The 24342-nt window shown below is 71.4% G+C and carries 22 protein-coding genes and 1 pseudogene; 13 read left to right on the top strand and 10 right to left on the bottom strand.

Annotated elements, in window-relative coordinates:
• Positions 1-37 precede the first annotated feature (37 nt).
• From ACZ6CL_RS07040 to ACZ6CL_RS07070, 7 genes are all read left to right on the top strand, one after another.
• On the top strand, positions 38-781 hold the full coding sequence (locus tag ACZ6CL_RS07040) for an SDR family oxidoreductase (RefSeq protein ID WP_468932161.1): 744 nt from the start codon (positions 38-40) through the stop codon (positions 779-781).
• 1 nt (position 782) lies between these two features.
• Positions 783-2012, top strand: coding sequence for an aspartate transaminase (locus ACZ6CL_RS07045; protein WP_468932163.1), 1230 nt, complete (start codon positions 783-785; stop codon positions 2010-2012).
• Positions 2013-2030: 18 nt separating this feature from the next.
• Positions 2031-2702 carry a 4-carboxy-4-hydroxy-2-oxoadipate aldolase/oxaloacetate decarboxylase gene (locus ACZ6CL_RS07050; protein ID WP_468932165.1) on the top strand — a complete coding sequence of 224 codons (672 nt, stop codon included), beginning with the start codon at positions 2031-2033 and terminating at the stop codon, positions 2700-2702.
• Positions 2703-2851: 149 nt separating this feature from the next.
• The gene (locus ACZ6CL_RS07055) at positions 2852-3778 is read left to right on the top strand and encodes a protein kinase family protein (protein ID WP_468932167.1); all 927 of its coding nucleotides are present in this window, start codon (positions 2852-2854) and stop codon (positions 3776-3778) included.
• The gene (locus tag ACZ6CL_RS07060; protein WP_468932170.1) at positions 3778-6027 is read left to right on the top strand and encodes a protein kinase domain-containing protein; all 2250 of its coding nucleotides are present in this window, start codon (positions 3778-3780) and stop codon (positions 6025-6027) included. Before ACZ6CL_RS07055 ends, ACZ6CL_RS07060 begins: the two co-directional genes overlap by 1 nt.
• Before the next feature lie 51 nt (positions 6028-6078).
• On the top strand, positions 6079-8238 hold the full coding sequence (locus ACZ6CL_RS07065) for a protein kinase domain-containing protein (protein WP_468932172.1): 2160 nt from the start codon (positions 6079-6081) through the stop codon (positions 8236-8238).
• Positions 8239-8404: 166 nt separating this feature from the next.
• A complete protein-coding gene (locus tag ACZ6CL_RS07070; protein ID WP_468932175.1) occupies positions 8405-9655 on the top strand; it encodes an NHL repeat-containing protein in 1251 nt (416 codons plus the stop codon).
• Positions 9656-9685: 30 nt separating this feature from the next.
• Here ACZ6CL_RS07070 and ACZ6CL_RS07075 read toward each other — a convergent pair whose 3' ends face one another.
• Positions 9686-10396, bottom strand: coding sequence for a Crp/Fnr family transcriptional regulator (locus tag ACZ6CL_RS07075; RefSeq protein ID WP_468932178.1), 711 nt, complete (start codon positions 10394-10396; stop codon positions 9686-9688).
• Positions 10397-10419: 23 nt separating this feature from the next.
• Between ACZ6CL_RS07075 and ACZ6CL_RS07080 the strand changes: the two genes are divergently transcribed.
• Positions 10420-10692 carry a YciI family protein gene (locus ACZ6CL_RS07080; protein ID WP_468932181.1) on the top strand — a complete coding sequence of 91 codons (273 nt, stop codon included), beginning with the start codon at positions 10420-10422 and terminating at the stop codon, positions 10690-10692.
• 16 nt (positions 10693-10708) lie between these two features.
• Here the strand turns inward: ACZ6CL_RS07080 and ACZ6CL_RS07085 are convergent, their stop codons facing one another.
• Entirely contained in the window at positions 10709-10918 is a 210-nt protein-coding gene (locus ACZ6CL_RS07085; RefSeq protein WP_468932183.1) for a hypothetical protein, read from the bottom strand.
• Positions 10919-11227: 309 nt separating this feature from the next.
• A complete protein-coding gene (locus tag ACZ6CL_RS07090; RefSeq protein ID WP_468933300.1) occupies positions 11228-12724 on the bottom strand; it encodes a subtype B tannase in 1497 nt (498 codons plus the stop codon).
• Between the two features lie 206 nt (positions 12725-12930).
• On the opposite strand from ACZ6CL_RS07090, the gene ACZ6CL_RS07095 reads away from it, so the two are divergent.
• Positions 12931-14190, top strand: coding sequence for a cytochrome P450 (locus ACZ6CL_RS07095; protein WP_468932186.1), 1260 nt, complete (start codon positions 12931-12933; stop codon positions 14188-14190).
• 196 nt (positions 14191-14386) lie between these two features.
• Positions 14387-14923 (top strand): hypothetical protein, encoded by a 537-nt coding sequence (locus tag ACZ6CL_RS07100; protein WP_468932188.1) that lies wholly within the window; start codon positions 14387-14389, stop codon positions 14921-14923.
• 318 nt (positions 14924-15241) lie between these two features.
• On the opposite strand, the gene ACZ6CL_RS07105 is transcribed toward ACZ6CL_RS07100, so the two are convergent.
• Entirely contained in the window at positions 15242-15856 is a 615-nt protein-coding gene (locus tag ACZ6CL_RS07105; protein ID WP_468932191.1) for a dihydrofolate reductase family protein, read from the bottom strand.
• A 207-nt stretch (positions 15857-16063) separates the two neighbouring features.
• Here ACZ6CL_RS07105 and ACZ6CL_RS07110 point away from each other — a divergent pair, with 207 nt between their 5' ends.
• A complete protein-coding gene (locus tag ACZ6CL_RS07110) occupies positions 16064-17158 on the top strand; it encodes a magnesium and cobalt transport protein CorA (RefSeq protein ID WP_468932194.1) in 1095 nt (364 codons plus the stop codon).
• Between the two features lie 26 nt (positions 17159-17184).
• On the opposite strand, the gene ACZ6CL_RS07115 is transcribed toward ACZ6CL_RS07110, so the two are convergent.
• Positions 17185-17832 (bottom strand): TetR-like C-terminal domain-containing protein, encoded by a 648-nt coding sequence (locus ACZ6CL_RS07115; RefSeq protein ID WP_468932197.1) that lies wholly within the window; start codon positions 17830-17832, stop codon positions 17185-17187.
• A gap of 68 nt (positions 17833-17900) precedes the next feature.
• Here ACZ6CL_RS07115 and ACZ6CL_RS07120 point away from each other — a divergent pair, with 68 nt between their 5' ends.
• Entirely contained in the window at positions 17901-19361 is a 1461-nt protein-coding gene (locus tag ACZ6CL_RS07120) for an MFS transporter (protein WP_468932200.1), read from the top strand.
• Between the two features lie 70 nt (positions 19362-19431).
• Here the strand turns inward: ACZ6CL_RS07120 and ACZ6CL_RS07125 are convergent.
• Positions 19432-19863 (bottom strand): annotated as a pseudogene (locus ACZ6CL_RS07125) (DUF234 domain-containing protein); the annotation flags it as partial.
• A 126-nt stretch (positions 19864-19989) separates the two neighbouring features.
• On the bottom strand, positions 19990-20748 hold the full coding sequence (locus ACZ6CL_RS07130; RefSeq protein WP_468932203.1) for a S1 family peptidase: 759 nt from the start codon (positions 20746-20748) through the stop codon (positions 19990-19992).
• A gap of 279 nt (positions 20749-21027) precedes the next feature.
• Here ACZ6CL_RS07130 and ACZ6CL_RS07135 point away from each other — a divergent pair, with 279 nt between their 5' ends.
• Positions 21028-21672 carry a response regulator gene (locus ACZ6CL_RS07135; protein WP_468932206.1) on the top strand — a complete coding sequence of 215 codons (645 nt, stop codon included), beginning with the start codon at positions 21028-21030 and terminating at the stop codon, positions 21670-21672.
• Between the two features lie 156 nt (positions 21673-21828).
• Here ACZ6CL_RS07135 and ACZ6CL_RS07140 read toward each other — a convergent pair whose 3' ends face one another.
• From ACZ6CL_RS07140 to ACZ6CL_RS07150, 3 genes are all read right to left on the bottom strand, one after another.
• A complete protein-coding gene (locus ACZ6CL_RS07140; protein WP_468932210.1) occupies positions 21829-23205 on the bottom strand; it encodes a sensor histidine kinase in 1377 nt (458 codons plus the stop codon).
• A 231-nt stretch (positions 23206-23436) separates the two neighbouring features.
• Positions 23437-23604, bottom strand: coding sequence for a hypothetical protein (locus ACZ6CL_RS07145; protein WP_468932213.1), 168 nt, complete (start codon positions 23602-23604; stop codon positions 23437-23439).
• A gap of 247 nt (positions 23605-23851) precedes the next feature.
• Positions 23852-24328, bottom strand: a complete 477-nt coding sequence (locus ACZ6CL_RS07150; RefSeq protein ID WP_468932215.1) for a hypothetical protein — start codon at positions 24326-24328, stop codon at positions 23852-23854.
• Between the last annotated feature and the right edge of the window lie 14 nt (positions 24329-24342).

A 24342-nucleotide genomic window follows, 5' to 3' on the forward strand; every position in this document is an offset into this window, starting at 1 on the left:
CCCCCACTCCCGTTTCCGACAGAGGAGCGCAGTCACGATGCCCTTTTCCGACTACAAGACCGCACTGGTGACCGGTGCCTCCACCGGAATCGGCGCGGTGGTCGTCGAGCGGCTGGTCAAGCAGGGCCTGGAGGTCCACGCCGTCGCCCGCAACGCCGACCGGCTCGACGACCTGGCCCGGCGCACCGGCTGCGTCCCGCACGCCGTCGACATCACCGACACCGCCGCGCTCACCGCGGAACTGCGGGACCTCCGGGTCGACATCCTCGTCAACAACGCCGGGGTATCACGCACCGGAAACATCCTCACCGCCGACGAGTTCGCCGTGGACGAGCAGATCGCCGTCAACATTCAGGCGGTGCTGCATCTGGTGCGGCTGGTCATGCCGGGAATGGTGGAACGCGACCTCGGTCATATCGTCAACATCAGCTCCATCGCCGGTGTCTACAACTTCGGCGGAAACACCATCTACCACGCCACCAAATCGGCCGTGCACACCCTCTCCCGCCAGCTGCGGGTGGACGGCTACGGGCGCCGGATCCGGGTCACCGAAATCTGCCCCGGGCGGGTCGAGACGGAAATCTTCGGACGGCTGCTCGGCGACATGGAAGAGGCCCAGCGCCGGTTCTACGACGGCTACGAATCGCTCAAGCCGGAGGACATCGCGGACGCCATCGAATTCGCCGTCTCCTCGCCGCGCCACGTCAACATCGGCCACATCGAGATCCTGCCCACCTTCCAGGTGCCGGGCGGGCTCAACTTCGAGCGGAGGGCCGACTGAGATGAGCACCGCACAGCGCGGCACTGAGCAGCGCGGCACCGCACAGCGCGTCGGCCGCATCAAACCCTCCCCGAGCACCGCGGCCGCCCAGCGGGTCCGCGAACTGAAGGCCCAGGGCCGGGACATCCTCGACCTCACCGTGGGCGAGCCCGATTTCGACACCCCGGACCATGTGAAGGACGCCGCCATCGAGGCGATCCGGCACGGCGCCACCAAATACACCCCGGTCAACGGCACCCCGCAGCTGCGGACCGCCATCGCCGACCGGCTCCTGCGACGCCACGGTCTGGACTACCCCGGCGACCGGATCGCGGTGGGCGGCGGCGGGAAGCAGATCATCTTCCTCGCCCTGATGGCCACCCTGGACGCGGGCGACGAGGTCGTCATCCCGGCGCCGTACTGGGTGTCGTACCCGGACATGGTGCTGGCCAACGACGGCACCCCGGTGGTCGTCCCCTGCCCGGAGGCCGACGGCTTCAAGCTGACCCCCGACCGGCTGGCCTCCGCCCTCACGGACCGCACCCGCTGGGTCGTCCTCAACTCCCCGTCCAACCCGACCGGCGCCGTCTACACGGCGGACGAGCTGCGCGCCCTCGCCGAGGTGCTGCTCGCCCACCCCCACGTCCACGTGCTCACCGACGAGATCTACGACGAGATCTTCTACGAGCCGGGCCAGGTCCACAGCCTCGCCGCGGTCGAACCGCGCCTGGCCGACCGGGTCTTCTACACCAACGGCGTCTCCAAGACGTACGCGATGACCGGCTGGCGCATCGGCTACGGCGCGGGCAACGCCGAGCTGATCCGGGCGATCAACACCCTCCAGTCCCAGATCTCCTCCTGCCCCTCCTCCATCAGCCAGGCCGCCGCCACCGCCGCGCTCAGCGGCGACCAGTCCTTCGTCCGCGACAGCGTCGCCGTCTACCGCGCCCGCCGGGACACCGTCGTCAAGCTGATCAACGACATCCCCGGACTGTCCTGCACCCCGCCGGACGGCGGCTTCTACGCCTTCGTCAACTGCACCGGCCTCCTCGGCACCCGCACCCCCTCCGGCCAGGAGGTCCGCACCGACGAGGACGTCGCCGCCCATCTGCTGGAGTCGCGGTCCGTCGCGGTGATCCACGGCGCCGCGTACGGCTCGCCGGGCTACTTCCGTATCTCCTTCGCCACCTCGAACGACGTCCTCACCGCGGCCTGCGAGGCCATCGCCCGCGCCCGCGCCGACCTCTCCTGACTCTCCCGAAGGGGACACATGATCCGCGTCAACACCGCCTTCACCCGCCCCGATCCGGACCTGGTGAAGCAGCTGAGCCGCTACTCCGCCGCCACCATCCACGAAGCGCAGGGCCGCCTCGGCGCCCTCGACTCGACCATCAAGCCGGTCGACCCCGCGATGTCCCTGTGCGGCCCGGCCTTCCCCGTGGTGTGCGCGCCCCGCGACAACATCATGCTCCAGGTCGCCATCGCCCACGCCCGCCCCGGCGACGTCATCACCGTCTCCGCGGGCGCCTACGCCGAGGCGGGCTCCTTCGGCGATGTCCTGGCCAACGCCTGCGTCGCCAAGGGCCTGGGCGGCCTGGTCACCGACACCGGCGTCCGCGACACCCGCGAGCTGCGCGAACTCGGCTTCCCGGTCTTCTCGTACAGCGTCTGCATGAAGGGCACGGTCAAGGAAACCGTCGGCCCGATGGCCGAACCCGTCCTGATCGGCGGCGAGATCATCCGCCCCGGCGACGTGGTCCGCGCCGACGCCGACGGCGTCGTGATCGTCCGCCACGAGGACCTGGCGGACGTCATCGACAAATGCCAGGCCCGCGTCGAGGCCGAGGACGCCTTCATCGCCGCCTACCGCTCCGGTAAGAGCGTCATGGAGGTCTGCGGCCTCGAACCGGTCCTGAAGGCCAAGGGCCTGGTCATCGACTGACCCCGGCATCGACTCCCCGACCTCGGTCTTCGTCCTGTACATGAGCTGCGCCAGGCCGATGCCGAACCCGTGAGGGCGGCCCTGGGGCTGTCCGTGGGGCGTGAGTAGGGTTGGCGGGCCTGTGTGTCGTGAGTGGGGGAGTCGTCGCCATGGAAGACCTGCGCCCGGACGATCCGCGGCGGATCGGCCCGTATGACGTGGTGGCCCGGTTCGACACGGAGTTCGGTACGGAGGGTGTCGGTGACGGCGGCCGCGTTCCGGAGCGGCGCTTCATCGGGCGGCTGCCGGGCGGGAACCGCACGGTCGTGATCAGCACGCCGCTGCCCGGCGCCGACGCGGCGCGGTTCGCGGTGGAGGCGGAGGCCGCGCGGCGGCGGTTGTCCGGGGACTGGATCTCCCCGGTGACCGACCTCGGCGGGACGGGCGAGGCGCTCTGGTACGCCTCGCCGTACCTGCCCGCGCTGCCGCTCCCGGACGCGCTCGCCGCGCACGGCGGTCCGTTGCCGGATCGCACCGTCCGCGCCGTGGGGGCCGCGCTCGCGGAGGCGCTGGCCGCCGCGCACGCGTGGGGCGTGACGCACGGCGGCATCTCACCCCGCGCGGTGCTGCTCACCACCGACGGACCGCGGCTGACGTGCTTCGGCGCACACCGGTCCGGGCCACCGGGGTCGGGCGCGGGCAGCCTCCCGCCGGAGCAGGTCGCGGGTGGGCAGACGCTGCCGCCGGGCGACATCTACGCGCTGGGCTCGGTCCTGGCGTACGCCGCGACCGGGCACACCGTCCCGGAACGCCGCGAACTGCCCGAGGCGCTGCGGACGACGATCGCGCGGTGCCTGGCCCGCGACCCGGCGTCCCGCCCGCAAGCCGCCCGGCTGCTGGAGGAGCTGACGCGTACGGAGGAGGCGCCGGGCGGAAGCGGGGCGGTCGCGGCCCTCGGGCCCGGCTGGCTGCCCGGCGCGGTCATCGGGGCGCTCGTCCGGCAGTCCGCCGAGCTGCTGGCCGCGGAGACGGACGTGGCGGGCGGCGCGGCGCCGGGCGGCCCGTCGTACGAGCCGACGGCCCTGGGACGGATCTGATGGCCCATCCCCTGAACCACGACGACCCCGAGCAGCTCGGCGCGTTCCGGCTGATCTCCCGGCTCGCCGGCGGCGGTATGGGCAACGTGTACCTCGGTCGCTCGCCGAAGGGCCGTACGGTCGCGCTCAAGACCATGCACGAACGCATCGCCACCGAGGCGGAGTTCCGCACCCGCTTCCGGCTGGAGATCGACGCCGCCCGCGTCATCGGAGGGCGGCACGGCGCGGCGGTCGTGGACGCCGACCCGTTCGCCGACATCCCCTGGCTGGCCACCGAGTATGTGCTCGGCCCGCCGCTCGACGAGGCGGTGGCGGTGTGCGGTCCGCTTCCGGAGCGGACCGTACGGGCGCTGGGCGCGGCCCTGTGCGCCGCGCTCGGCCAGTTGCACGGCTCGGACGTCGTCCACCGGGACCTCAAGCCGTCCAACATCCTGCTCACCGACCTCGGGCCCAAGGTCATCGACTTCGGCATCGCGCGGGCCCTCGGCGACGACCGGCTGACCCGGGTGGGGGCCACCGCGGGCACCCCGGCCTTCATGTCGCCGGAGCAGGCGACCGGGATGGAACACACCGCGGCGGGCGATGTGTTCGCCCTGGCGGGGGTGCTGCTGTTCGCCGCCACCGGACACGGCCCCTTCGGCGGCGGCCAGGCCGCCGACCTGCTGTACCGGGTGCGCTACGCGGAGCCCGACCTCACCGGCGTACCCGCCGCCCTGCTGCCGCTGCTGACCCGCTGCCTCAGCAAGGACCCCGCGCAGCGCCCCGGCACCGCCGAACTGGCCCGCGAGCTGGACGCCCGCCTCCCCGACGACCCGGAGGGCTTCCGGGAGCTGCTGCCCGACACCGCGCTCGCGGAGATCGCCCGGCGGGCCACGGACGTATGGCGGATCCAGCCCGAGCGCCTGCCCGCCCCGCCCGGCACGGTGCTCCCGGGCGCGGCGCCGAAGGCCCGTATGTCCCGGCGGAAGTTCCTGACCCTCACGGGCGGGTCGACCCTCGGGGTGGCGGCCGCGGGGACGGGTGCGTGGGCGTGGTCCACCCGGGACAAGGGACCCGGACCCCGCCCGCCCAATGTGCCCTCGCGCGCGGTGTGGTGGGCGAAGGTCGACCGGGCGGACCAGTCCTTCCTGCCGATACCCGCCGGTGATCTCGTCCTGGTGCTGTGCGAGAACGCACTGGTGGCGCTGGACGCGAAGAGCGGCGAGGAGCGCTGGACCCGTGAGTGGGAGGCTTTCCCCCACGGGGGGAAGGGCCGGTGGCGGGTGGTCTCGGACGGGAAGCGGGCCTACGCCTTCATACCCGAGCAGGGGCCCCAGAGAGGGCTCTCGGTCCACTCCATCGATCCCGGAAACGGCGAGCCACGGCGTGTGGCGGGCCCGTTCCGGGAATTCGACGTGTCCTACCCGAAGGAGGCGCATCCGTTGCTCGTCGCGGACGGCGTGATGTACCTCATCGCCAGAAAGTTCCTGAGCTCTTCCGATGCCGATACCGATGCCGACACCGGTACCGAGGACGACGAAGGCTGGCGCACCATCGCCGTCAGTCTCGGCACCGGTAAGGAGCTATGGCGTCAGCCCTTCTCGGGCTCCTACAGCCCCCGGGCATACGACACCGACACCGTCGCCGATGTCGTTGGCGATCGGCTTGTGCTGAGCCGTCGAGTCAACGGTCTCCCCTATAAGGACGGTCTTGCCGCCCGCCACACCCGTACCGGCGAGTCGCTCTGGTACTGGACATTCCGCAGGGAACCGGGCGACGACTCTTACCTCGGCCCGGGACAGTTGGTCGCGGACGAGGAGCGTGTCTACTTCGGCACCGATCTGCTCATGGCGTTCCGCGTCTCCGACGGGGACAAGGCCTGGGAGTTCGGCAAGGGGCGCGACAAGGGCGATGTCGAGGACGGCGACCGGCCGTACGGCAGGCCGGCGGTGAAGGACGGCGTGGTGTACGTCGCCGAGGGCACCCGCGGGCTCGTCGCCGTGGCGGCGGACACCGGAAAGCCGCTGTGGGAGACGGGATTCGGGGACGCGGTGCCCAATCTCCACATCACGCCGGTCATCGGCAGGAAGTACGCGTACGTCGCCCTCGACGGCAACGCGAAGATCGGCGCCGTCGATCTGCGGACGCACAAGGTCGCCTGGACCCTCCGCGTCCCGGGAAACTTCGACAGCGGCTTCGTGGCTCATGAACGGGCCGGGACCCTGGCGTGGACCAGCGGCGAATTCGTCTGCGCCATCCGCTTCGAATAAGCCCACTTCCGTCAACGGCAGCCGGATCACCGGCAGGAAGACACCCGTCTCATGAACCTCCTCGGATCCGGCGACCCCCTCCGCCTCGGCCCCTACCGTCTCCTCGGCGTGCTGGGGGAGGGCGGCATGGGCAAGGTGTACCTCGGGCGGGACAGCTCCGGCCGGTCGGCCGCGGTCAAGGTGCTCCGACCGGAGATGGCGCACGACGCGCACATGTCCCAGCGCTTCGTCCGCGAGGCCCAGGCCGCGCAGGCGGTCACCAGCACCGGGGTGGCCCGTGTCCTCGGGGCGTGGACCGAGGGCGGTCGGCCGTGGATCGCGACCGAGTTCCTGGCCGGGCCCACGCTGGACGACACCATCGAGGAGCAGGGGCCCTTCGACGAGCAGGGCGTGGCGGAACTGGCCCACGAACTCGCCCGTACCCTCCAGGACATCCACGCCGCCGGGCTGGTCCACCGCGACCTCAAGCCGTCCAACATCGTGATGACGTCTTCGGGCCCGCGCATCATCGACTTCGGCATCGCCCGCCCCGAACACGGCCTCACCCTCACCTCCACCGGCCAGATCCCGGTCACGCCGGGCTACGGCGCGCCGGAGCAGGTGATGGGGCAGCGCGTCGGCCCGTCCGGTGACGTCTTCTCGCTGGGCGCGGTGCTGGCGTACGCGGCGAGCGGGGAGCGCGCGTACCAGGGCGGGCATGTGGCGGCGGTGCAGTACGCGGTGGTGCACGGCCAGCCGGACCTGTCGGAGGTGCCGGACTCGATCCGCGGGCTCATCGGCCCCTGCCTCGTCAAGGATCCGGCGCAGCGTCCGCTGCCGCAGCAGATCGCGGCCGCGTTCGCCTCGCCGCCGGGGAGCAAGGCCAAGGCCAAGCGGGTGTGGCAGCTGGGTTCCCTGGCCGCGGAGATCAAGCGGCGCGAGGCGGCGGCCAAGCAGCTGACCACCTTCCCGGAGATACCCACCCCCGCCGACCCGGCCGCGCCCTCCCGCCGCAGGCTCATCACCGCGCTCGCGACGGGCGGCGCCGTGCTGGCGGCGGGCGGCGGCGCCGCCTGGTGGCTGCTGTCCAAGGACGACGACGCCGTCCGGAACGCCATCGCGGACGAGAAGGAGGCCGTGGTGGCGCGCAAGCCGTGGGACGCCAAGCGGTTGAAGCCCTCGCAGTACCAGAAGGGCACGGCGCCGCCCAGCCTGTGGGGCCCGCAGGGGGCGCGTCTCTCGACCTTCCGTCCCGTGGTCGCGGGCAATCGTGTGGTGTTGGAGGTGACGGCCAACAGCCTGGGCGGATACGACGTGGCTGACGGCAGCCGCAAGTGGACGGTGGAATGCGACGCGCGTGCCCGCTGTGCCGCGCCGTCGGACGGGCTTGTCGTGACGGTCAGTTCTGATTGGGACGACCCCGAGGGAACGCTGCTCGCGCTCGACAGCGCGACCGGCGAGAAAAAATGGACCGCGCCCGCCAATGCCATCATGATCACCGGAGCGGATGCGGAGACCGTCTACTTCACGACATCGAGTACGGAGAAAAGCACGCGGGTCGACCGCCTGGGTGCCCTGGACATCGCGGATCGCAGCGTCCGCTGGACCGTGCCCATGCCGGTGGAGTGCTCGCCCGTCGCCCCGCCCCTGATCGCCACTGGCAGTGGACGCCTGGTGGTCTCTGGGGAGAACGGCAAGGTGGTCACGCTCGACACCCGCACTGGGAAAGTGGCCTGGAAGCTGTCCCGGCGTACCACGGTGATCGCCCCGAGCGCTCCCGCCGTCTCCGAGGGGGTCGTCTACCTGGGCGGGCCGACCCTGACGGCTCGTAAGGTCAGCGACGGGAAGGAGGTGTGGTCCCTGCCTGCGAAGAGCGAACGCTCGAAGAGCTCGGGTGGCTGGGGCCCTCCGGTGATCGACGGCGATGCCCTGTACGCGCAGGACGGCACCGAGATCAGCCGCCGTGACAAACGGGACGGAAAGACCGACTGGGCGCGGCACACGCAGGGTGACGTTCGGCCGCAGCTCGTCCCCCCGGTGGTGCAGGGCACGTCCCTCTGGGCCAGCCAGGACGTCATCGGTGAGAAGGGCGTCGCCGTCCTGAACAAGGATTCGGGTGAAAGGGTCTGGATCTGTGGGCGAGGCCAAACCGGCGAATGCTTGATGACAGGTGCGGGCAATCGCGTCTTCCTGCTGCGAGGCGGCAGCTTCATGGCGATGCCGGTGTTCTGACCCCGCCACTCGGACCCCGCAAATCGAATACGGCCATTCCGGTGCCTGCCGCCCGGGTGGTTTCCGGGGGCCCGGTGGCGTGGTGCGGGCCGGGGCGGGCGTTGGGTTCCTAATGTCGGGGTCACGGCAATGGGCCGATCGTCCGGAAATCACAGGTGGGTGTGGAATGAGCCGCTTCTCCGTACGGCACCGACTGACCGCGCTGGCGGGAATCCTGACGCTGTGTGCGTACGGGCTCGTCTCCGGCCTCGCCACCGCGGCCACCGCCGCGCCATCGGCCCCGTCCCCCGCGCAGCTGTACGTCTCCGAGTACGCCGACAACACGGTGCTGAAGGTGGCCACCGACGGCAGCGGCCAGTCCACCGTCCCCACCAGCGGCCTCGCCCGCCCCACCGGGCTCGCCCTCGACGGCGACGGCGACCTCTACATCTCCGACACCGGCAACAACCGGGTGGTGACGGTGCCCGCGGACGGCAGCGGGCAGGAAACGGTCCCGGCCACCGGTCTCTCCCGCCCGATCGGTCTCGCCGTCGAGAGCGAGCACGCCCACGATGCCGATGACGCCGACGAGAACCTGTTCATCGCCGACAGCTTCAACGACCGGGTGGTCGAGGTCTCCCTGGACACCGGCGAACAGACCACCGTGTCCACCACCGGCCTCCGCCACCCGGACGGCCTGGCGCTCGACGCGCGCGGCAACCTCTACATCGCCGACTTCGTCAACGACCGCGTCGTGGTGGCGCCCGCGAACGGCGGGCCGCAGTTCACCGTCCCCACGGCGGGGCTCTCCGAGCCCACCGGGCTCGCGTTCGACCGGGCCGGGAACCTCTACGTGGCCGACTCGGGCAACGACCGCGTGGTGAAGATCCCGGCGAACGGCGGCCCGCAGCGGACCGTCCCCGCGACCGGGCTCAACACCCCGCAGGGACTCGCGGTCGACGCGTACGGCAACCTGTTCGTCGCCGACTTCGGCAACGACCGGGTCGTGGAGGTCCCCGCGGACGGCGGCGAGCAGTCCACCGTGCCCATCGCCGGGCTGAGCAGCCCGGTCGGACTGGCCATCCCGCCGTCCCACCCCGCGCCCACCCGCCTCAAGGCGAGCGCGGCCACCGTGGAACGGCATACCTCGCCCGCGTCCCTGCGGGTCAAGGGGCTGTCCGCCACCCTGACCACGGCCGACGGCGCCGCGCTGCCCGGCCAGACGGTCCGGTTCACCGACTCCACCGGCGCCCGCAAGCTGTGCGCCGCGGTGACGAACACCCGGGGCAGGGCACGGTGCGACGCCACTCTCCGCACCGGTTCGCGGGCCCGCTACGACGACCTGCGCCAGCACGGCTACCGCGCCACGTACGCGGGCACCGCCCCGTACCGTCCCAGCTCGACCGCCGCCCAGCTACGCGCGGCACGCCGCACCTGAAAACACGATTGAGGCCCCGCCCCCGGCGGATCAGCCCGCGGCGCGCCGCCCCAGCAGCTCCGGGGCGAGCACCGTCACCGACCGCGGCCCCACCTCGATCAGGCCGTCGCGGCGCAGCCGGGCGAGGGCGCGGTTGACCGTGACCCGGGTGACGCCCAGCAGGTCCCCCAGGTCCTGCTGGGTACCCGGCAGCGGGACCCGCCCCCCGGCGTCCGTCGCGGCCTCCTCCAGCAGCCAGGCCGCCAGCCGCGCCTCGGCGGACCCGGTGGCGGTGGCCATGAACCGCTCCTGCTGCCGCCGGGCCTGCCCGGCCAGGACGCGCAGGACGTGAGCGCGTACCGGGGCCGCGTCCGGCGCGGCGTCCTCGACCAGCGCCAGAAAGCGGTCCCGGCGCAGCCTGCGCACGGTGCACGGGGTGAGCGCGGTGAACGTCGCGGTGTGCCCCCGGCCGTCGATCACCGCGATCTTGTCGAGGGCGCACGGACCGGACCACTGGCCGAACCGGACGACCCGCCCGGAGGCCGTCGTGCCGGTGGCGGCCACCGACCCCCGCAGCAGCAACGGGAGGTACCCGGCCGGTTCGCCCGCGGCGGCCAGCACCTGCCCGGCCGGGCAGGTGCGCCGCGCCGAAGCGGCCCACAGCGCGCGCAGCCGTTCCTCCGGCAGCCCGGCCAGCAGCGGCACCTCGCCCAGCAGCCGCCAGCCCGCCGCCGGTGTATCGGCCGATACAGACCCGCCCATCCTCACCCGCCTACCGTCGCCGCATGCTGATCGTGGAACTGGCCTTCACGCCGACGCCCGAACGCCTCGCCGCCCGCCCGGCCCACCGCGCCCTCCTGGGCGACCTCTACGCGGACCGCCGTCTCGTGGCCGCGGGCCCCTGGGCGGACGACACGGGCGCGCTGCTGATCTTCGACGTCGAGCGGGAGGAACTGGACCGTATCCTCGCCGCCGATCCGTACTTCCGCACCCCCGGCGTCGACATCACCGCCATCCGCCCCTGGACCCCGCTGTTCGGTCCCCGAGGGGGCGGGTGACCACGGTGCGTGCCGACTACCAGCCGAGGTCGCGCCACCATGGACTGTCCGGGGCGTCGGCGCGGATGATCCTGGCCCGTTCCAGGATCCTGGCGTCGAGGGACCACACCAGCACGCGCAGCTCGCGCGCGCTTCTCCTGGGCAGAGCGTGGATCACCGTTTCGAGGCGGTCACGGAAGTATCCGGGGTCGCAGCCGCATTCGGGGATGCTGCACAGCGGCGTCACGGATGGCTCCGTCAGCCGTCGGAGAGGACCGTGCGCGAGTGCCTTCCAGTGCGCATAGGCTTCCCCGATCGCCTCAGGCCAGAAGCGCGTTCGTTCGAGACGGCGCAGAGCGGCGGCACAGGAGCCGGAGAGACGGTCGATCGGTGGATGCCGCGGGCGGCGGTGGACCCGTACCGGGATGTCGCCCCGCAGGGCTGAGGGGCGCCTACGCGGCATTGCCCTTTCGGTTGTCGGTCATGCGAGCAACGTACCTCCACGGGGCTCTCTCCGTCAGGTGGGTTCTGGCGCCCCGTCACCCGGCGTGGCCCGTCACCCGGCGTGGCCCGTCACCCGGCCGATCCACGTCATGAAGTCCGCCGCGTCCTGGTTGGCGCCATGTCCGGCGTCCCAGTACATGAGGGCGTTGACGTCGTCGCCCAGGTTCTCCAGACCGGCGGCGAGGTTGCCGACGACGGTGAGGGAGGTGTCGGTGTCCTTCGTGCCGACGCGGATCCACCAGTGCTTCGCCCGGCCGGGGTTCCGGTGCTGGATGAAGAACATGGGGTTCATCAGGTCGAGTTTGCGCGGCAGGTCGCCGTCGAGCCGTGCGCTCGGGTTGCCGGTGGCGTGGCGCAGGCTGTACAGGGTGAAGTGGCGGGCCTTGGTGGTTCCCGTGCCGAACAGGTTGTTCTCCGGCGAGGAGAGGTCGAAGGGGTCGAACGCCGGCGTGTCCTTCTTCCGGGCCCCGACGTGGGTGAGGAAGTCGGCCCACGCGAAGGTGGCCCGGCCGCCGGACCAGGTGAGCCAGGGGTTCTTGGCCAGATAGCTCGAACGGTCGGATGCCGGGAGGGCCTTGAGATAGGCGGTGGCGGCCGGTTCGAGGTAGGTCTGCACGAGGTGTTCGTCGTAGTTGCGGGCCGTGATGGGGCTGGAGCCGTGCGGGCCCCTCAGCTTCAGGGAGGCCTGGTATTCGGCGAACGCGGAGCGCAGCTCCCCGGAGACGGCCTGGTCGACGGTGTCGCCGGAACTCAGCGTGTTGCCGCCCCAGTTCCACTCGTACGCCATGTCGGCGTGTTCGAGGTCGGCGATGGGGCACCAGGCGCCGCCCGCGAAGATGGCGTCGCTCGCGGGGGCCGCGCCCAGTTCCCTGAGGTCGGCCTCGTACAGGGGGCTGTCGCCGGACGCGCCGAGCAGGGCGGACAGGGCGCCTCCGGCGCTGGTTCCGGAGGAGACGATGCGGTCGGTGTTCCCGGGGATGCGGCCCTTGTTGAAGCGTACGTACCGCACCGCGGCCTTCAGGTCGACGATGGCGGTGGGCGCCGTGCCGTAGTACGTACCGTCCGCGTCGACGAGGGTCCGGCCGCGGGCGCCCGGCTCGACGACGACGTAGCCGGCGGCCACGGCCAGCTTGGCGTTGCTGACCATGGCGGCCTGGCCACCGCCACCGCCCCCGCCGCCGGGCGGCGTCATCGGAGAGCCGCCGACCCCGGTGGCGTCCGCCACGGACGACGGCATGTAGCCGCCCACCGAGTTGGCGAAGAGGATCGGCGCGCGGGTGGCGTCGACCGCCTTGCCGTCGATGGCGACGGGAACGCTGACGTTCAGGCACTGGTACTTCGCGTCCACCGGCCGCGCGACATAGGTGATGGCCTTGTAGAAGTGGTACGTCACGCTCTTGTCGCCGTCGGCCGTGGCGATGGTCGTCGTCAGGACCGTGTAGGCGTCCTTGTCGAAGACCAGCGCGTCCGAGGGCTTCCGCGAGCGGGCGGCGGCGAGGCCGACTCCCGCCGTCGACACCGCGGTGGCCGCGGCGAGTCCCACGACCATGGTCCTGCGCTTCACTGAGTTCTCCTGCCGCTCGTCCGTGGCCCCCGTCGGTGTGTGAACGTATGGATCGTCCGCAATATCGTCAACAATTTTCGCGGCATTCATGGTGAACGCACAGCCTGCGCAGAGCGGGTTCGACGCGCGGTTTCAGGCGCCGCAACCGGACTGAAGCCGCGCTGAAGCCGACCGCCCGCAGTCTCTGGCGCATGACCTCACAAGACGGAACGAAGCGCGGTGTCCACCTCACCCCCGAGCAGGTCGAGGACCCCGTACGCGGCTACGCCGACCTCCGTACCCACGACGAACTCCCGCACGTCGTCCTCCCCGGCCTCAGGACCCCCGTACGGCTCGTCACCCGGTACGCCGACGTCAAGGCCGCGCTCACCGAGCCGAGGCTGGTCCGGGACCGCACGCACATTCCGAACGGCGCCGAATCCGCCGACGCGCAGGACGAGTTGATGGAGGCGGCCTCGGCCGGGCTCCCCGCCGAGTACGTGAAGTACTTCGCCGGACACCTCGCCCTCTTCGACGGCGAGGAGCACGCCCGCCGCCGCGCCCCGCTGACCCGCGCGTTCACCGCCCGCCGCATCGCGGCGCTGCGCGCCTTCGTCGAGCGGACCGCGGACGGCCTGATCGCCGAGGCCGGGGAGCACGGCGGTACGGACCTCCTCGGCGCCTTCGCCTACCCCCTGGCCACCCACGTGATCTGCGAGCTGATCGGCGTCGACGCGGGCGACCGCGACCAGGTGTGCTCCTGGATGCGGGACTTCGCCTTCGGCGACGGCAGCCGGGCCGGTGAGGCGCTCGTCGCGCTTGTCGAGTACACCAAGGAACTCATCGCCCGCCGCCGGGCCGAGCCCACCGAGGACCTGATCTCCGCCCTCCTCCAAGGTGCCCGCGACGACGAGGACCCGCTCACCGAGGACGACCTGATCGGCATCGTCTTCCTGCTCATCAACACCGGGATCACCCCGCCCGCGCTCTTCCTGGCCCACGCCACCCTCGCCCTGCTCGACCACCCCGAACAGGCGGCCAGGCTGCACGCCGACCCGGAGTTGCTCCCGCGTGCCGTCCCCGAACTCCTCCGGTACGTCTCCATCGTCCGCGTCGGCGCCACCGTCTACGCCACCGAGGACTTCGACTTCGCCGGGACCGCGCTGCGCGGGGGCGAAGCCGTGACGGTCGCCCTGCTCGCCGCCGACCACGACCCCGCGGAGTTCGGCGACGGTGCCGAACGGCTCGATGTGGGGCGGGAGTTCGGGCGCGGGGACGGCCACCTCGCCTTCGGGCACGGGGCCCACTACTGCATCGGCGCGGCGCTCGGCCGTCTCGTCACGAGCGTCGTCCTCGACCGGCTCTTCGTCCGCCGGGACGACCTGCGGCTCGCCGTGGACCGCGCCGAGCTGGAGTTCGGCCACTGGCCGGGCGACGGCTTCCACCTGCTGCGGCTGCCCGTCCGTCTGTGACCCGGCTCGTTCAGCCGCGAATGGCCCATGACCGCGAGCCACGGCACGCGCCGTTCGTCCGTCCGGTCGACCGTGGTGGGGGAAGAGCTTCGGCCAGCCCTGTCGATCCGATCGATCCCCCGCCCGAGCGGTTAGCGTGCGATCCGGTCGTCAGACGCCAGTCGGTCCGCCGGGCCGAACCGGAATCGAGCGCACCATGACCACGTCGTCCGCGACCCGGAACGGACCCCGGGCCTCCCTCCTGCTGCTGGTGGCTCTGGGCATGGCGGTCGTCGACGGGGGCGTCGCGGAGGTCCGTGCCACCCCGCGGTCCGCGGACCCCGCACCGCGCAGCCCCTTGCTCGCCGAGGTCGCCGAACAGATCGCCTTGCCGGCGCGGACCTGGACGGCGTGGGGCACCCACACCGCCAAGGGATATACGACCGAGGCGGCGCGGACCATCGACGTCGAGGGGATGAGGGCCGACTGCGAGAACATCAACCTCAACAAGAAGCTGGCCGCCAACTTCCGCAGTGATGTGTTCGGCCCCGGCGTGAAGGGGTTCTTCTACCGATGCGAGCGGGTCGCCTGGGACACCAACAAGTACTGGTTCACCATCAGCTCCGCTGATCGGGCCCAGATCGACGCACTCTGCGACCCGAACACCGCGTACCCCGTCGTCTACGACCAGCAGCACGACACCTACTGGCTGGACGAGCCCTTCACCTGCACGAGGTGGGCCGCCCCCGCGTGATGCGACGTCGCGCCGACCCGACTGGTGGAGGATCCACCGGCATGGGTCAGCGCTTCCCCTTGCCCCGCCTCTTCTGCGGCTTGCTCCACTCGCCCCGGTGCTTCTGACAGCGGGAGTAGCCGATCATCGCGGGATTCTGGCATGGCCTCCCGGTCGCCGTTTTGGTCGATCCGCACTTCACCTGCTTGCCCATGTGGTCCGTCCCCCTCGCCCGGTCGATGCCGTCTCGGATGAAGCCTCACCAAGCAGGGGCACGGCCGACACCGACCACGGACGTATGGGGCCGAATCCACCCCCTTTGAGACCGGAACCCGGCTGCTACCGCTCGCCCTGGGGCAGATGCGCCTTGGCGTCGTCGTACGTCGCGTCGCCGGCCGCCTCGGCCAGGGCGTAGACCAGGTGCAGCACCCCGGTGCTGAAGGTCTTGGACGAGAGCAGCCTCAGCGGCATCGTGGTCTCGCTCTCGTCGAACAGCCGCATGCCCTTGCGGACGGCGATCGGGTGCACCAGCAGGTGCAACTCGTCCAGTAGCCCGTGCGCCAGCAGCTCCCGGACGACGGAGACCGAGCCGCTCATCGCGATGTCCTTGCCCGGTTCGCTCTTCAGCGCGGTGACGGCGTCGACCAGCTCGCCCCCCAGCCGCTCCGTGTTCCGCCAGGTGAACGACAGATCCTGACGCGACACGACGATCTTGCGGGCGTCACCGAGCTTCTTCGCGAAGTCGGCGTCCTCACCCCCGGCCGCCTCCCGCTCCGGCCAGGCCCCGGCGAAGCTGTCGTAGGTCTCGCGCCCCAGGAGGAGGGTGTCGGCCGCGCTGAAGGTCGCGTCGACGGCGGCACCCATTTCGTCGTTGAAGTACGGGAAGTGCCACTGATCGGGCGCTTCCACGACGCCGTCGAGCGAGATGAACAGGCTGGCGATGATCTTCCTCATGATGCCCCTCCACGAGCGGTACGGATGACCCTTCCTCCCCTCAGACCGCGGAGCCCGCGCAAACTCATCGGCAGGGGCCCATGGCGAAACGGGAGGCGGCACGTACGCTGTGGGCGCGGTCGGCGCGATCCCTTGACGAGGCCTGACGAGGCCTGACGATGCTTGACGAGGGAGGAGGCCGACCGCAGCTCAGCCGAAGGAGTACGCATGTCGATGGTCGGCAACCTCCGGAAAGTGGCGCGCCTGGCCCGTCGGCGCCGCCGCGTCGATCTCAACCACCCCGCCCGCTCGCCGCTCGGTACGTCGGTCGTCAACTGCGTGGCGTACGTCGACGGCAAGCGCCAGCCCGGCGACTGTCCGGCCGACGAGGCGATCGAGCGGGTGCGGCGCGCGGGGCGCGGCTTCGTGTGGATCGGGCTGCACGAACCCACCGAGCGGGAGTTCTCCGGGATCGCCGAGCTGTTCGCCCTCCACCCGCTGGCCGTCGAGGACACCGTCCAGGCGCACCAGCGGCCGAAACTGGACACCTACGGCGACACGCTGTTCACCGTCTTCAAGACGGTCCGCTACGTCGATCACGACGAGCTGACCACGACGAGTGAGGTCGTGGACACCGGCGAGGTCATGATCTTCACCGGGCCCGATTTCGTCGTCACCGTACGGCACGGCCGCCACGGATCGCTCGGCCCGCTGCGCGAGGAGCTGGAGGCCGACCCGGCCCAGCTGGCCAAGGGCCCGTCCGCGGTGCTGCACGCCATCGCCGACCACGTGGTCGAGGACTACCTCGCGGTCGCCGACGCGGTGCAGGACGACATCGACCAGGTCGAGACCGATGTCTTCGCCCCTGAGCCCGCGTACCGGGCCGACCCGGGCCGGATCTACCAGCTCAAGCGCGAGCTGCTGGAGCTGAAGCGCGCCGTGGCGCCCTTGGACCGTCCGATGGAACGGCTCTCCACGCAGCGCCTCCCCGCGGTCGACGTCGACATCCAGAAGTACTTCCGGGACGTCGCCGACCACCTGGACCGGGTCACCGACCAGATCGCGGCCTTCGACGACCTGCTGAACTCCATACTCCAGGCCCATCTCGCCCAGGTGACCGTCGCCCAGAACGAGGACATGCGCAAGATCACCGCATGGGCGGCGATCATCGCCGTGCCCACCATGGTGTGCGGGGTGTACGGGATGAACTTCGACCACATGCCCGAGCTGCGGTGGCGCTTCGGCTACCCGTTGGTCCTGATCGTGATCGTCGCCGTGTGTTTCGCCATCCACCGGGGCTTCCGCCGCAACGGCTGGCTCTAGCCGTCGTCACCTCTCGTCGCCTGCCGTCACCCGTCGTGGCGCTGCCGGTAGTGCTCGCGCCAGCGCGGCGTCGCGGCGCCGTCGAGGACGGTCATCACCACGTCGTGCGCCAACCGGTCGTCGATCGGCATGTGGCCGAACAGCACCCGGTGGTACGTGGTGGCGGCCAGCAGGTCGAGCAGCAGGTCGAGGTCGGCGTCCGCGCGGAGGTCACCGCGTTCGATGCCGCGGAGCAGCGCCGCCTTGGTGGTGGCCCGCCGGGGGTGGAAGATCGTCTCGGCGAAGACCCGGTCCAGCTCGGGGTCACCGGCCAGATCCGCGATCAGCGCGGGCAGCGTCCGGCGGCCGAAGGCACCCCCGAAGGCCTGGCCGATGGTCTCGATGCCCAGGATCAGGTCGCAGTGGGTGCACCCCGTGTCGGGGGTGGGGGCGGTGCCCATGATCTCGCCCAGGGCCGTGATGACCAGCAGTTGCCGTGACGCCCAGCGGCGCCGGATGGCCGGTTTGGTGGTCCCGGCCCGGGCGGCTACCCCCTCCAGGGTGAGGCCGGGGTAGCCGACCTCCGCGAGCACCTCCCGGGTGGCGGTCAGGATCGCGGTGTCGAGCCGCGCGTCCCGCGGCCGCCCTGCCGCCCTGGGCTCGGTGCGGGCGGAGGTGCTGCCGGGGTTTGCCATGGCGCCCAGTATAGGTAGCGTGTATTTTCGTTCCGATCCGGATCGTAATGAAATGAGTGGAGGTCCTCATGCCACGGCGGGAACTGGCCGAAGATGGAGCCGTCAACGCGGCCGCGGAACCACCGGAGCCACCGGCGCCACTGGGACCGGCCCAGGCGCAGAGCGTTTTCCAGTCCCCGTACACGGCCATGACCTGGGGAATCGTCCTCTCGGTCGGCCTGGTGGCCTTCGAGTCGATGGGCGTGGCCACGGTGCTCCCGGAGATCGCGGGCAAGCTGGGCGGCCTCAACGCCTACGGCTGGGGCTTCTCCGCGCTGATGCTCGCCAACCTGATCGGCACCGTCGCCGCGGGCCGCTCCGCCGACCGCCGTGGCCCGGCCAGGCCGCTCGGCATCGGCCTGGCCGTCTTCGCGGTCGGCTGCGCCCTGGCCGGGGCCGCGCCGAACTGGCCGGTCTTCCTCGCCGGGCGCTTCGTACAGGGCCTCGGCGTCGGAGCCGTGATGGCCCTGGCGTACACCGTCATCGGGCTGCACTACGCGGAACACCTCAGGGCCCGGATGTTCGCGCTGGTCTCCGGCGCCTGGACGGTCCCCTCGCTCGCCGGTCCGGCCGTCGCCGGGCTGATCGCCGAACACCTTCACTGGCGCGGCGTGTTCGTCCTGCTCCTGCCACTGATCGGACTCGCCTGGGCCATGGCGGTCCCCCCGCTGGCACGCCGCGGACACCCGCACCCGCCCGGCGCCCCCTCAGCTCACGGAGCTTGGTGGCGCGGCCCGGTGGCCCGCGGAATCCTGGTCAGCGCGGGCACCGCGGTCCTGCTCGGCGGCCTGCAGTTCACCAACCTCGCCCTGCTGGTGCCGCTCGCGCTGGTCGGCACCGTGGCCGCGGTGCTGGGCCTGCGCACCGTGCTGCCGACGGGTACGTTGCGCGGCGGGCGCGGCGTACCGACCGGCGTGCTGATCCGGTTCCTGCTGTGCGGCGCGTACTTCGGCAGCGAGGCGTTCCTGCCGCTCGGCCTCACCGAGCTGCGCGGCCTGAGCACCACGGAGGCGGGCCTCGGCCTGTCCGCCGGGGCGATCGCCTGGGTGCTCGGCGCGGCCTGGCAGGGCCGGGCGGACGACCGCTGGAGCGGGCGCTCCCGGGCGCTGCCGATCGCCATCGGCTGCGCGGTCCTGGCCGCGGGCGTCGCGATCATCGCCGCCGGGATCCTTCTCCCCTCGGTCCCCGCCCTGGTCGCCGTGGCCGGCTGGTCCGTCGGCGGCGTCGGCATGGGCATCGCGTTCAACGCGGCGACCACCGACGCCATGGAGCAGGCGCCCGCCGACCGGCAGGGCGAGGCGAGCGGGGCGATGCAACTCGCCCAGACCCTGGCCACCGCCGTCCTCAGCGGCCTCGGCGGCGCGTCCATAGCCCTGGCCCACGCCCACGAGGCCCCCACCGCCACCGCCCTGACGGCCACCTTCGCCCTGACCCTGGCCCTGGCCGTCACAGCCGCCGCGACGGCCCACCGCATCAGGCCCAGGGCCTGACCTGACGCAGGTCAACTGGAAGAGAGTGAGGTTTGGCCGCACCGCCCCGATGCCACGACCGAACCGCTGCTCACACTCTGCGCCAAGCGCCGAGCAGTTCCTCAGGGCCGTACACCGCCTGAAGGCCGGAACACCCGACCCCGTTGCGGGAGACCGCCACGAGCGGTACCGGCTCGTCGGTGAGCGCTGCCCGGCGCTTCTGCGGTGCGGCCAGGTCGTGGCTGTCGAACGCGGAGTTCTCCAGCCACTTGACCGAGCCGAGGAAAAGCAACTGTTTGGCCACCGGCTGGCGGTCGGCGCCCACCAGGTCGATTTCGATGTCGTTGCCGCGGGTCCAGCAGCCGCCGATCGCCGGGGCGGCGGGCAGGGTCCCGTCCGGCAGGAGGCGGGCCAGGGATTCCCGGACCAGGGGCTCGATCGCGCGGCCACGCCAGCTCGTCCACTGCTCCTTGATCCGGCTCAGCGTGAGATCTCCCCGCATCCGCTCGATCTGGAGCACGTTCAGCTCGCGGTCCCGCCCGATGAAACGACGCACGGCAAGCCTCCCGGTGGCGATAGTCTCGGGAGAGATGCGATCGCTATCGATACCAACTTGCCCGTGGCGTCTGATCGACCTGTGCGGCGTCGGTCACTTCGCGGTGGCCCGCTCGATCCATTCGCGGTGGGCCGTCAGGTCCGTGTAGATGCCGGGGCCGGTGGCACACTTGGGATCGGCGTCGCCGTCGCGGCTGGTCGCCCCGATCAGTTCCCACCGCCCGGGACGGCCCTTGATCTGCGGCCCGCCGGAGTCGAGGATGCACGCCTGCGCGTTCTTGGTGGGGCTGTCGGTGCACAGCTCGTTGTCCGCGTCGTAGTTCTCGCTGCACCGGTCGTCCGGGACGATCTTGGTGTCCAGTTCCTGCAGACGGATCGGGGGGTCCGGGCACTCGCTGCCGTCCTCGCAGGTCATTCCCCAGCCGAGGATCCGAGTGCCGGTACCCGTCGGCGCCGATTCCGCGGCCAGCTTGATGGGCTTCGCGTCCACGGGGTGGTCCAGTTTCATGACAGCCACGTCGTCGCGGAACGGCTCGTAGGAGAAGTTCGGGTGCGCGACGACCTTGGTGACCTTCGCTTTGGCACCCTTCGTGCGATCGAGGTCGCCGACCTGGACGGAAAGCTGCTGGGGCTTGACGTTCACCGTGCAGTGCCCGGCGGTCACGATCCAGTCCGGCTTGATCAGGGAGGCTCCGCAGTAGTGGTGGCCGTCCTTCTGCACGCTCGCCATGAACGGGTACGGCGAGGTGGCTTCGTGTCCCCCGATGATCGCTGATGCCGACGGTGTCACTGCCATGGTGAGCGTGATCGCCCCCGCCACCGCGCACAGTGCCGCCTTGCCGCGTTTGGTCATCTGTCCTCCTGTGTCTCGTTGACCAGCGCGTCCATGCTGTCCCGGTCGGCACTCTCGGCGCGTCACCCTTTCCGCTCGGGTGGGCTTGACCGAAAGTCGTACGGCACTCCGGCTGGATCGTGCTGCGGGACGACCGCGAGGTGACGGGGAAGTCGCCGACGACACCGCAGCCGAGGACACCGCCCCGGATCCGCTGCGTGCCGGGCGTACCGGGCGTACCGGGGACGGCGGATACCGTTGCAGGCGATGTTGCCCGACGCGGACGAGGTGGTGGCGTGAGTGACCGTCAAGGTAGTCCTCCTCGACGACGAGGAGTTGGTGCGCAAGGGCATCCGGATGGTCCTCCACGCCGAGCCGGACATCGAGGTGGTCGGCGAAGGCGATGACGGCTCGGTGGCAGTGGACCTGGTGGCCAAGCACCGCCCGGACGTGGTGCTCACGGACATCCAGATGCCCCGCGTCGGCGGCCTGGAGGTCGCCCGGCAGCTCGCCGCGCTGCCCGATGCTCCCGCCGTCGCGGCGCTCACCACCTTCGACGTCGACGAGTACGTCTACGCCGCACTCCAGCACGGCGCGGCGGGCTTCCTGCTCAAAGACACCTCGCCGCGCGAACTGGCCGACGCGGTACGGGTCCTCGCGCGCGGCGAGGCGATGCTCTCACCGCGCATCACCACCAAGCTGCTGGCCGCCTTCGCCACCGGCGCGGTCGCCCCGCGAGCGCGGTCGCGGATGGCGGAGCTGACCGCCCGCGAGCGCGAGGTCGCCGTGGCAGTCGCCCAGGGCCACAGCAACTCCCGGATCGCCACCGACTTGTCCGTGAGCCAGTCCACGGTCAAGGTCCACCTCAGCCGGATCATGACCAAGCTCGACGCCGCCAACCGCACCCAGGTCGCGCTCATCACCCACGACGCGGGACTGACCTGAGCGCCTGACTCATCGGCGACGTCGCCGAACGGGTTCAGCACGGGCGCACGAGGTCGGCTCGATCACCGAGTGCTGCGGGGGCCGCGCCTGTCGAACACGACGTGTGGCGGACAGGAGAGGCGGGTGCACGGCGGCACGCCACGATCCCCGGCAGGGTCAAGCTCCGGTTGTGGGCGCTCCGGGCACCGAGGTGGGCAGCGCGGCCTCGATCCGGAAGCCGCCGTCACCGGTGGGCCCGGACCCGATGGTGCCTCCGGCCAGGCGGACCCGCTCCGTCAGCCCGATCAGCCCGTGTCCCCCGCTGGGCAGCAGAGGTTCGCCATTGGCAGCCGGCTCGGCGGGCCTCTCAGGCGGCCCGTTGACGATCCGTACCCGCACGGTTCGCGGGCCGAAGGTGAGGTGAATCCGCGTCGTGGCGCCTGGGGCGTGCTTGTGCACGTTGGTCAGAGCCTCCTGCACGACCCGGTGTGCGGCACGCTCGACCGGCTCTGCCAGCGGCTGCGGCGCGCCCTCGACGAGCATGGTGACGGGCAGCCCGGCGGTCCGGGAGCCGTCGGCCAGCTCGGCGATCCTGTCGACGGCCGCGTCGGCGACGGGCCGCCGCTCGGCCGACGCGACACCATCGTGTGCCGCGACCGCTGCCTCACCCTTCGCAGCGCCGCTTCCCGCGGGTGTCGGTGGCTCCCCGGCCCCGGCGGCCGGGCCGTTTCTGAGGAGCCCCAGCATCTCGCGGAGTTCGGTGAGCGCGCGCCGACCGGCCGTCTGGATGATCTGCGCGGTCTCGCCCGCCACCTCCGGGTCGTGCGTGGCAACGCTGAGCGCGTTGGCGTGTACGACGATCAGACTCACCTGGTGGGAGACCACGTCGTGCATCTCGCCCGCGATGCGCCGCCGTTCCTCTTCCCTCGCGGCCTCGGCGACGAGCCGCTGTTCCCGCTCGGCGCGCTCCGCCCGTTCGACGAGACCGGCGACGACGACGCGCCGTTGGCCCACGTAGAGCCCCAGCAGCAGCGGCACCAGGCAGGAGAAGACGAAGTTCACCGTGAACCAGGTCACCACGGTCCGAAAGCTGGACCATACTGCCGCGTTCCAGGGCGCGAGGGCCACCAGCCCGACACCGGCCGAGGCCCAGGCGATCCGGCGGCTGTGCGGGCCGCGATAGGCGCCCTCCGCGTAGTAGGCGAGGGGCGTTGCGAAAGCCGAGACCTGGAGGACCTTGGCAAGCAGTGCGACGGCGAGTACCAGTTCGGGGGTTCGACGCCGTGCGAGCAGTGGCAGTGCGCTCACCGCGGCGATCAGCAGATTCGCCCAGGGAGCGGCCGGTCCCAGGTAGGGGTTCTGGAGACTGGTCCACACCGCGGGCAGCAACGCGACGACCGTCAGCACCAGGTCCGCGGCGCGCCCCGGCGGGAGGGGCGAGCGCGGTACGGGCCGCTTCGCCAAGCTCTGCGCTGTGTCCCCGTCGCCTGAGGGCAGGAGTGCCCAACTGCGCAGCGTGTTCCCGAGCTGGCGGGTGCGAATGGTGGTTCTCACCTGGCGAGGATAGAAGGCGGCCAACCGCGACAGCTTGGGCGGCTTGTTCGCGTGGCCGATGGCTCGGCAGCCGTGCGGTGGGCAGCGTCGACGTGGCCCGAGCGTCGGCCCCGGCGTCGGCACCGTGACGGCGGCTGACGGCCGCGCCGGCGGTCGCCACCGACTCGTTGATCCGGGCCGTTGATCCGGATTGCCGCCGGACACGTCGGGCAGGGCCCATCCCCGCTTTGCCTAACCGGCCACCTCGTCGTCCTCGGCTTGGGCCAGCCGGTAGCCGGTCTTCAAGACGGCGCGCATGTCATCGGCCGCCGATCCGCTGGCAAACGCCGGGGCGGTGAAGAGGAGGACTGGGGTCAGGGCGGTGGCCACGATGAGCAGAGCGGAACGCGTCGGCCTCATGAATCTATGCCTCCGTGTTCGAGCTTCAGGTAGGCAGATGATCATCCATGGGCGCCAAAATCGCATCAGGAATCGGTTAGTCCGGAAACGTGCCGAGTAACAGAAACGCGATCGCGTGCGCGAGGCTGTCCGGTCCTGGTAGATGCTTGACACTTCGGTCCCAGCTGATGGTTGACAGTGGCCGTGATCGGCCTTTCTGCGTGCGCCTGATGGAAGTGCGCGGGAAGGACGCTCGGGTGCGGTGTGGTCAGTCGCGGGTGGCGCCCTTCGGCCATATCACCTGGGTGGGGACGCCGGTGCGTTCGGCGTAGGTCACGACATCGGCGGTGCCGCCATAGCCGCGGGCCGGTTGGCCGTCCCAGACGGCGATCAGTTCGTCCGCGAGGCCGACCAGAATTTCGCTTCCGGTCATGTGGGCTTGCGAGTTGGAGTCGATCAGGCCCGTGCGGTGGACTTCGGTCGCCTGCTTGAGGAGGCGGTCGTAGGTCTCGTGGTGCTCCTCCGGCAGGCCCTCGCGGTACTTCTCCGCAGGTACGACGACCTCAAGGCGGCCACCGGCCTTCAGCACCAGCTCGGCGAACCAGGCGTCCGGGCCATCGGCGATGCACGAGACCCCGGCCAGGTCGTCGGGCGCGTGGCGGGCTACCTCGTCTTCAAGGGCCAGGCGGACCAAGTGCTCCGTCTTCGGGGGCAGGCCTCGGTGGCCGGTGATGCCCAGTCGCATGAAGTGTCCTTTCG

This window comes from Streptomyces sp. NPDC041200, from assembly GCF_055591805.1.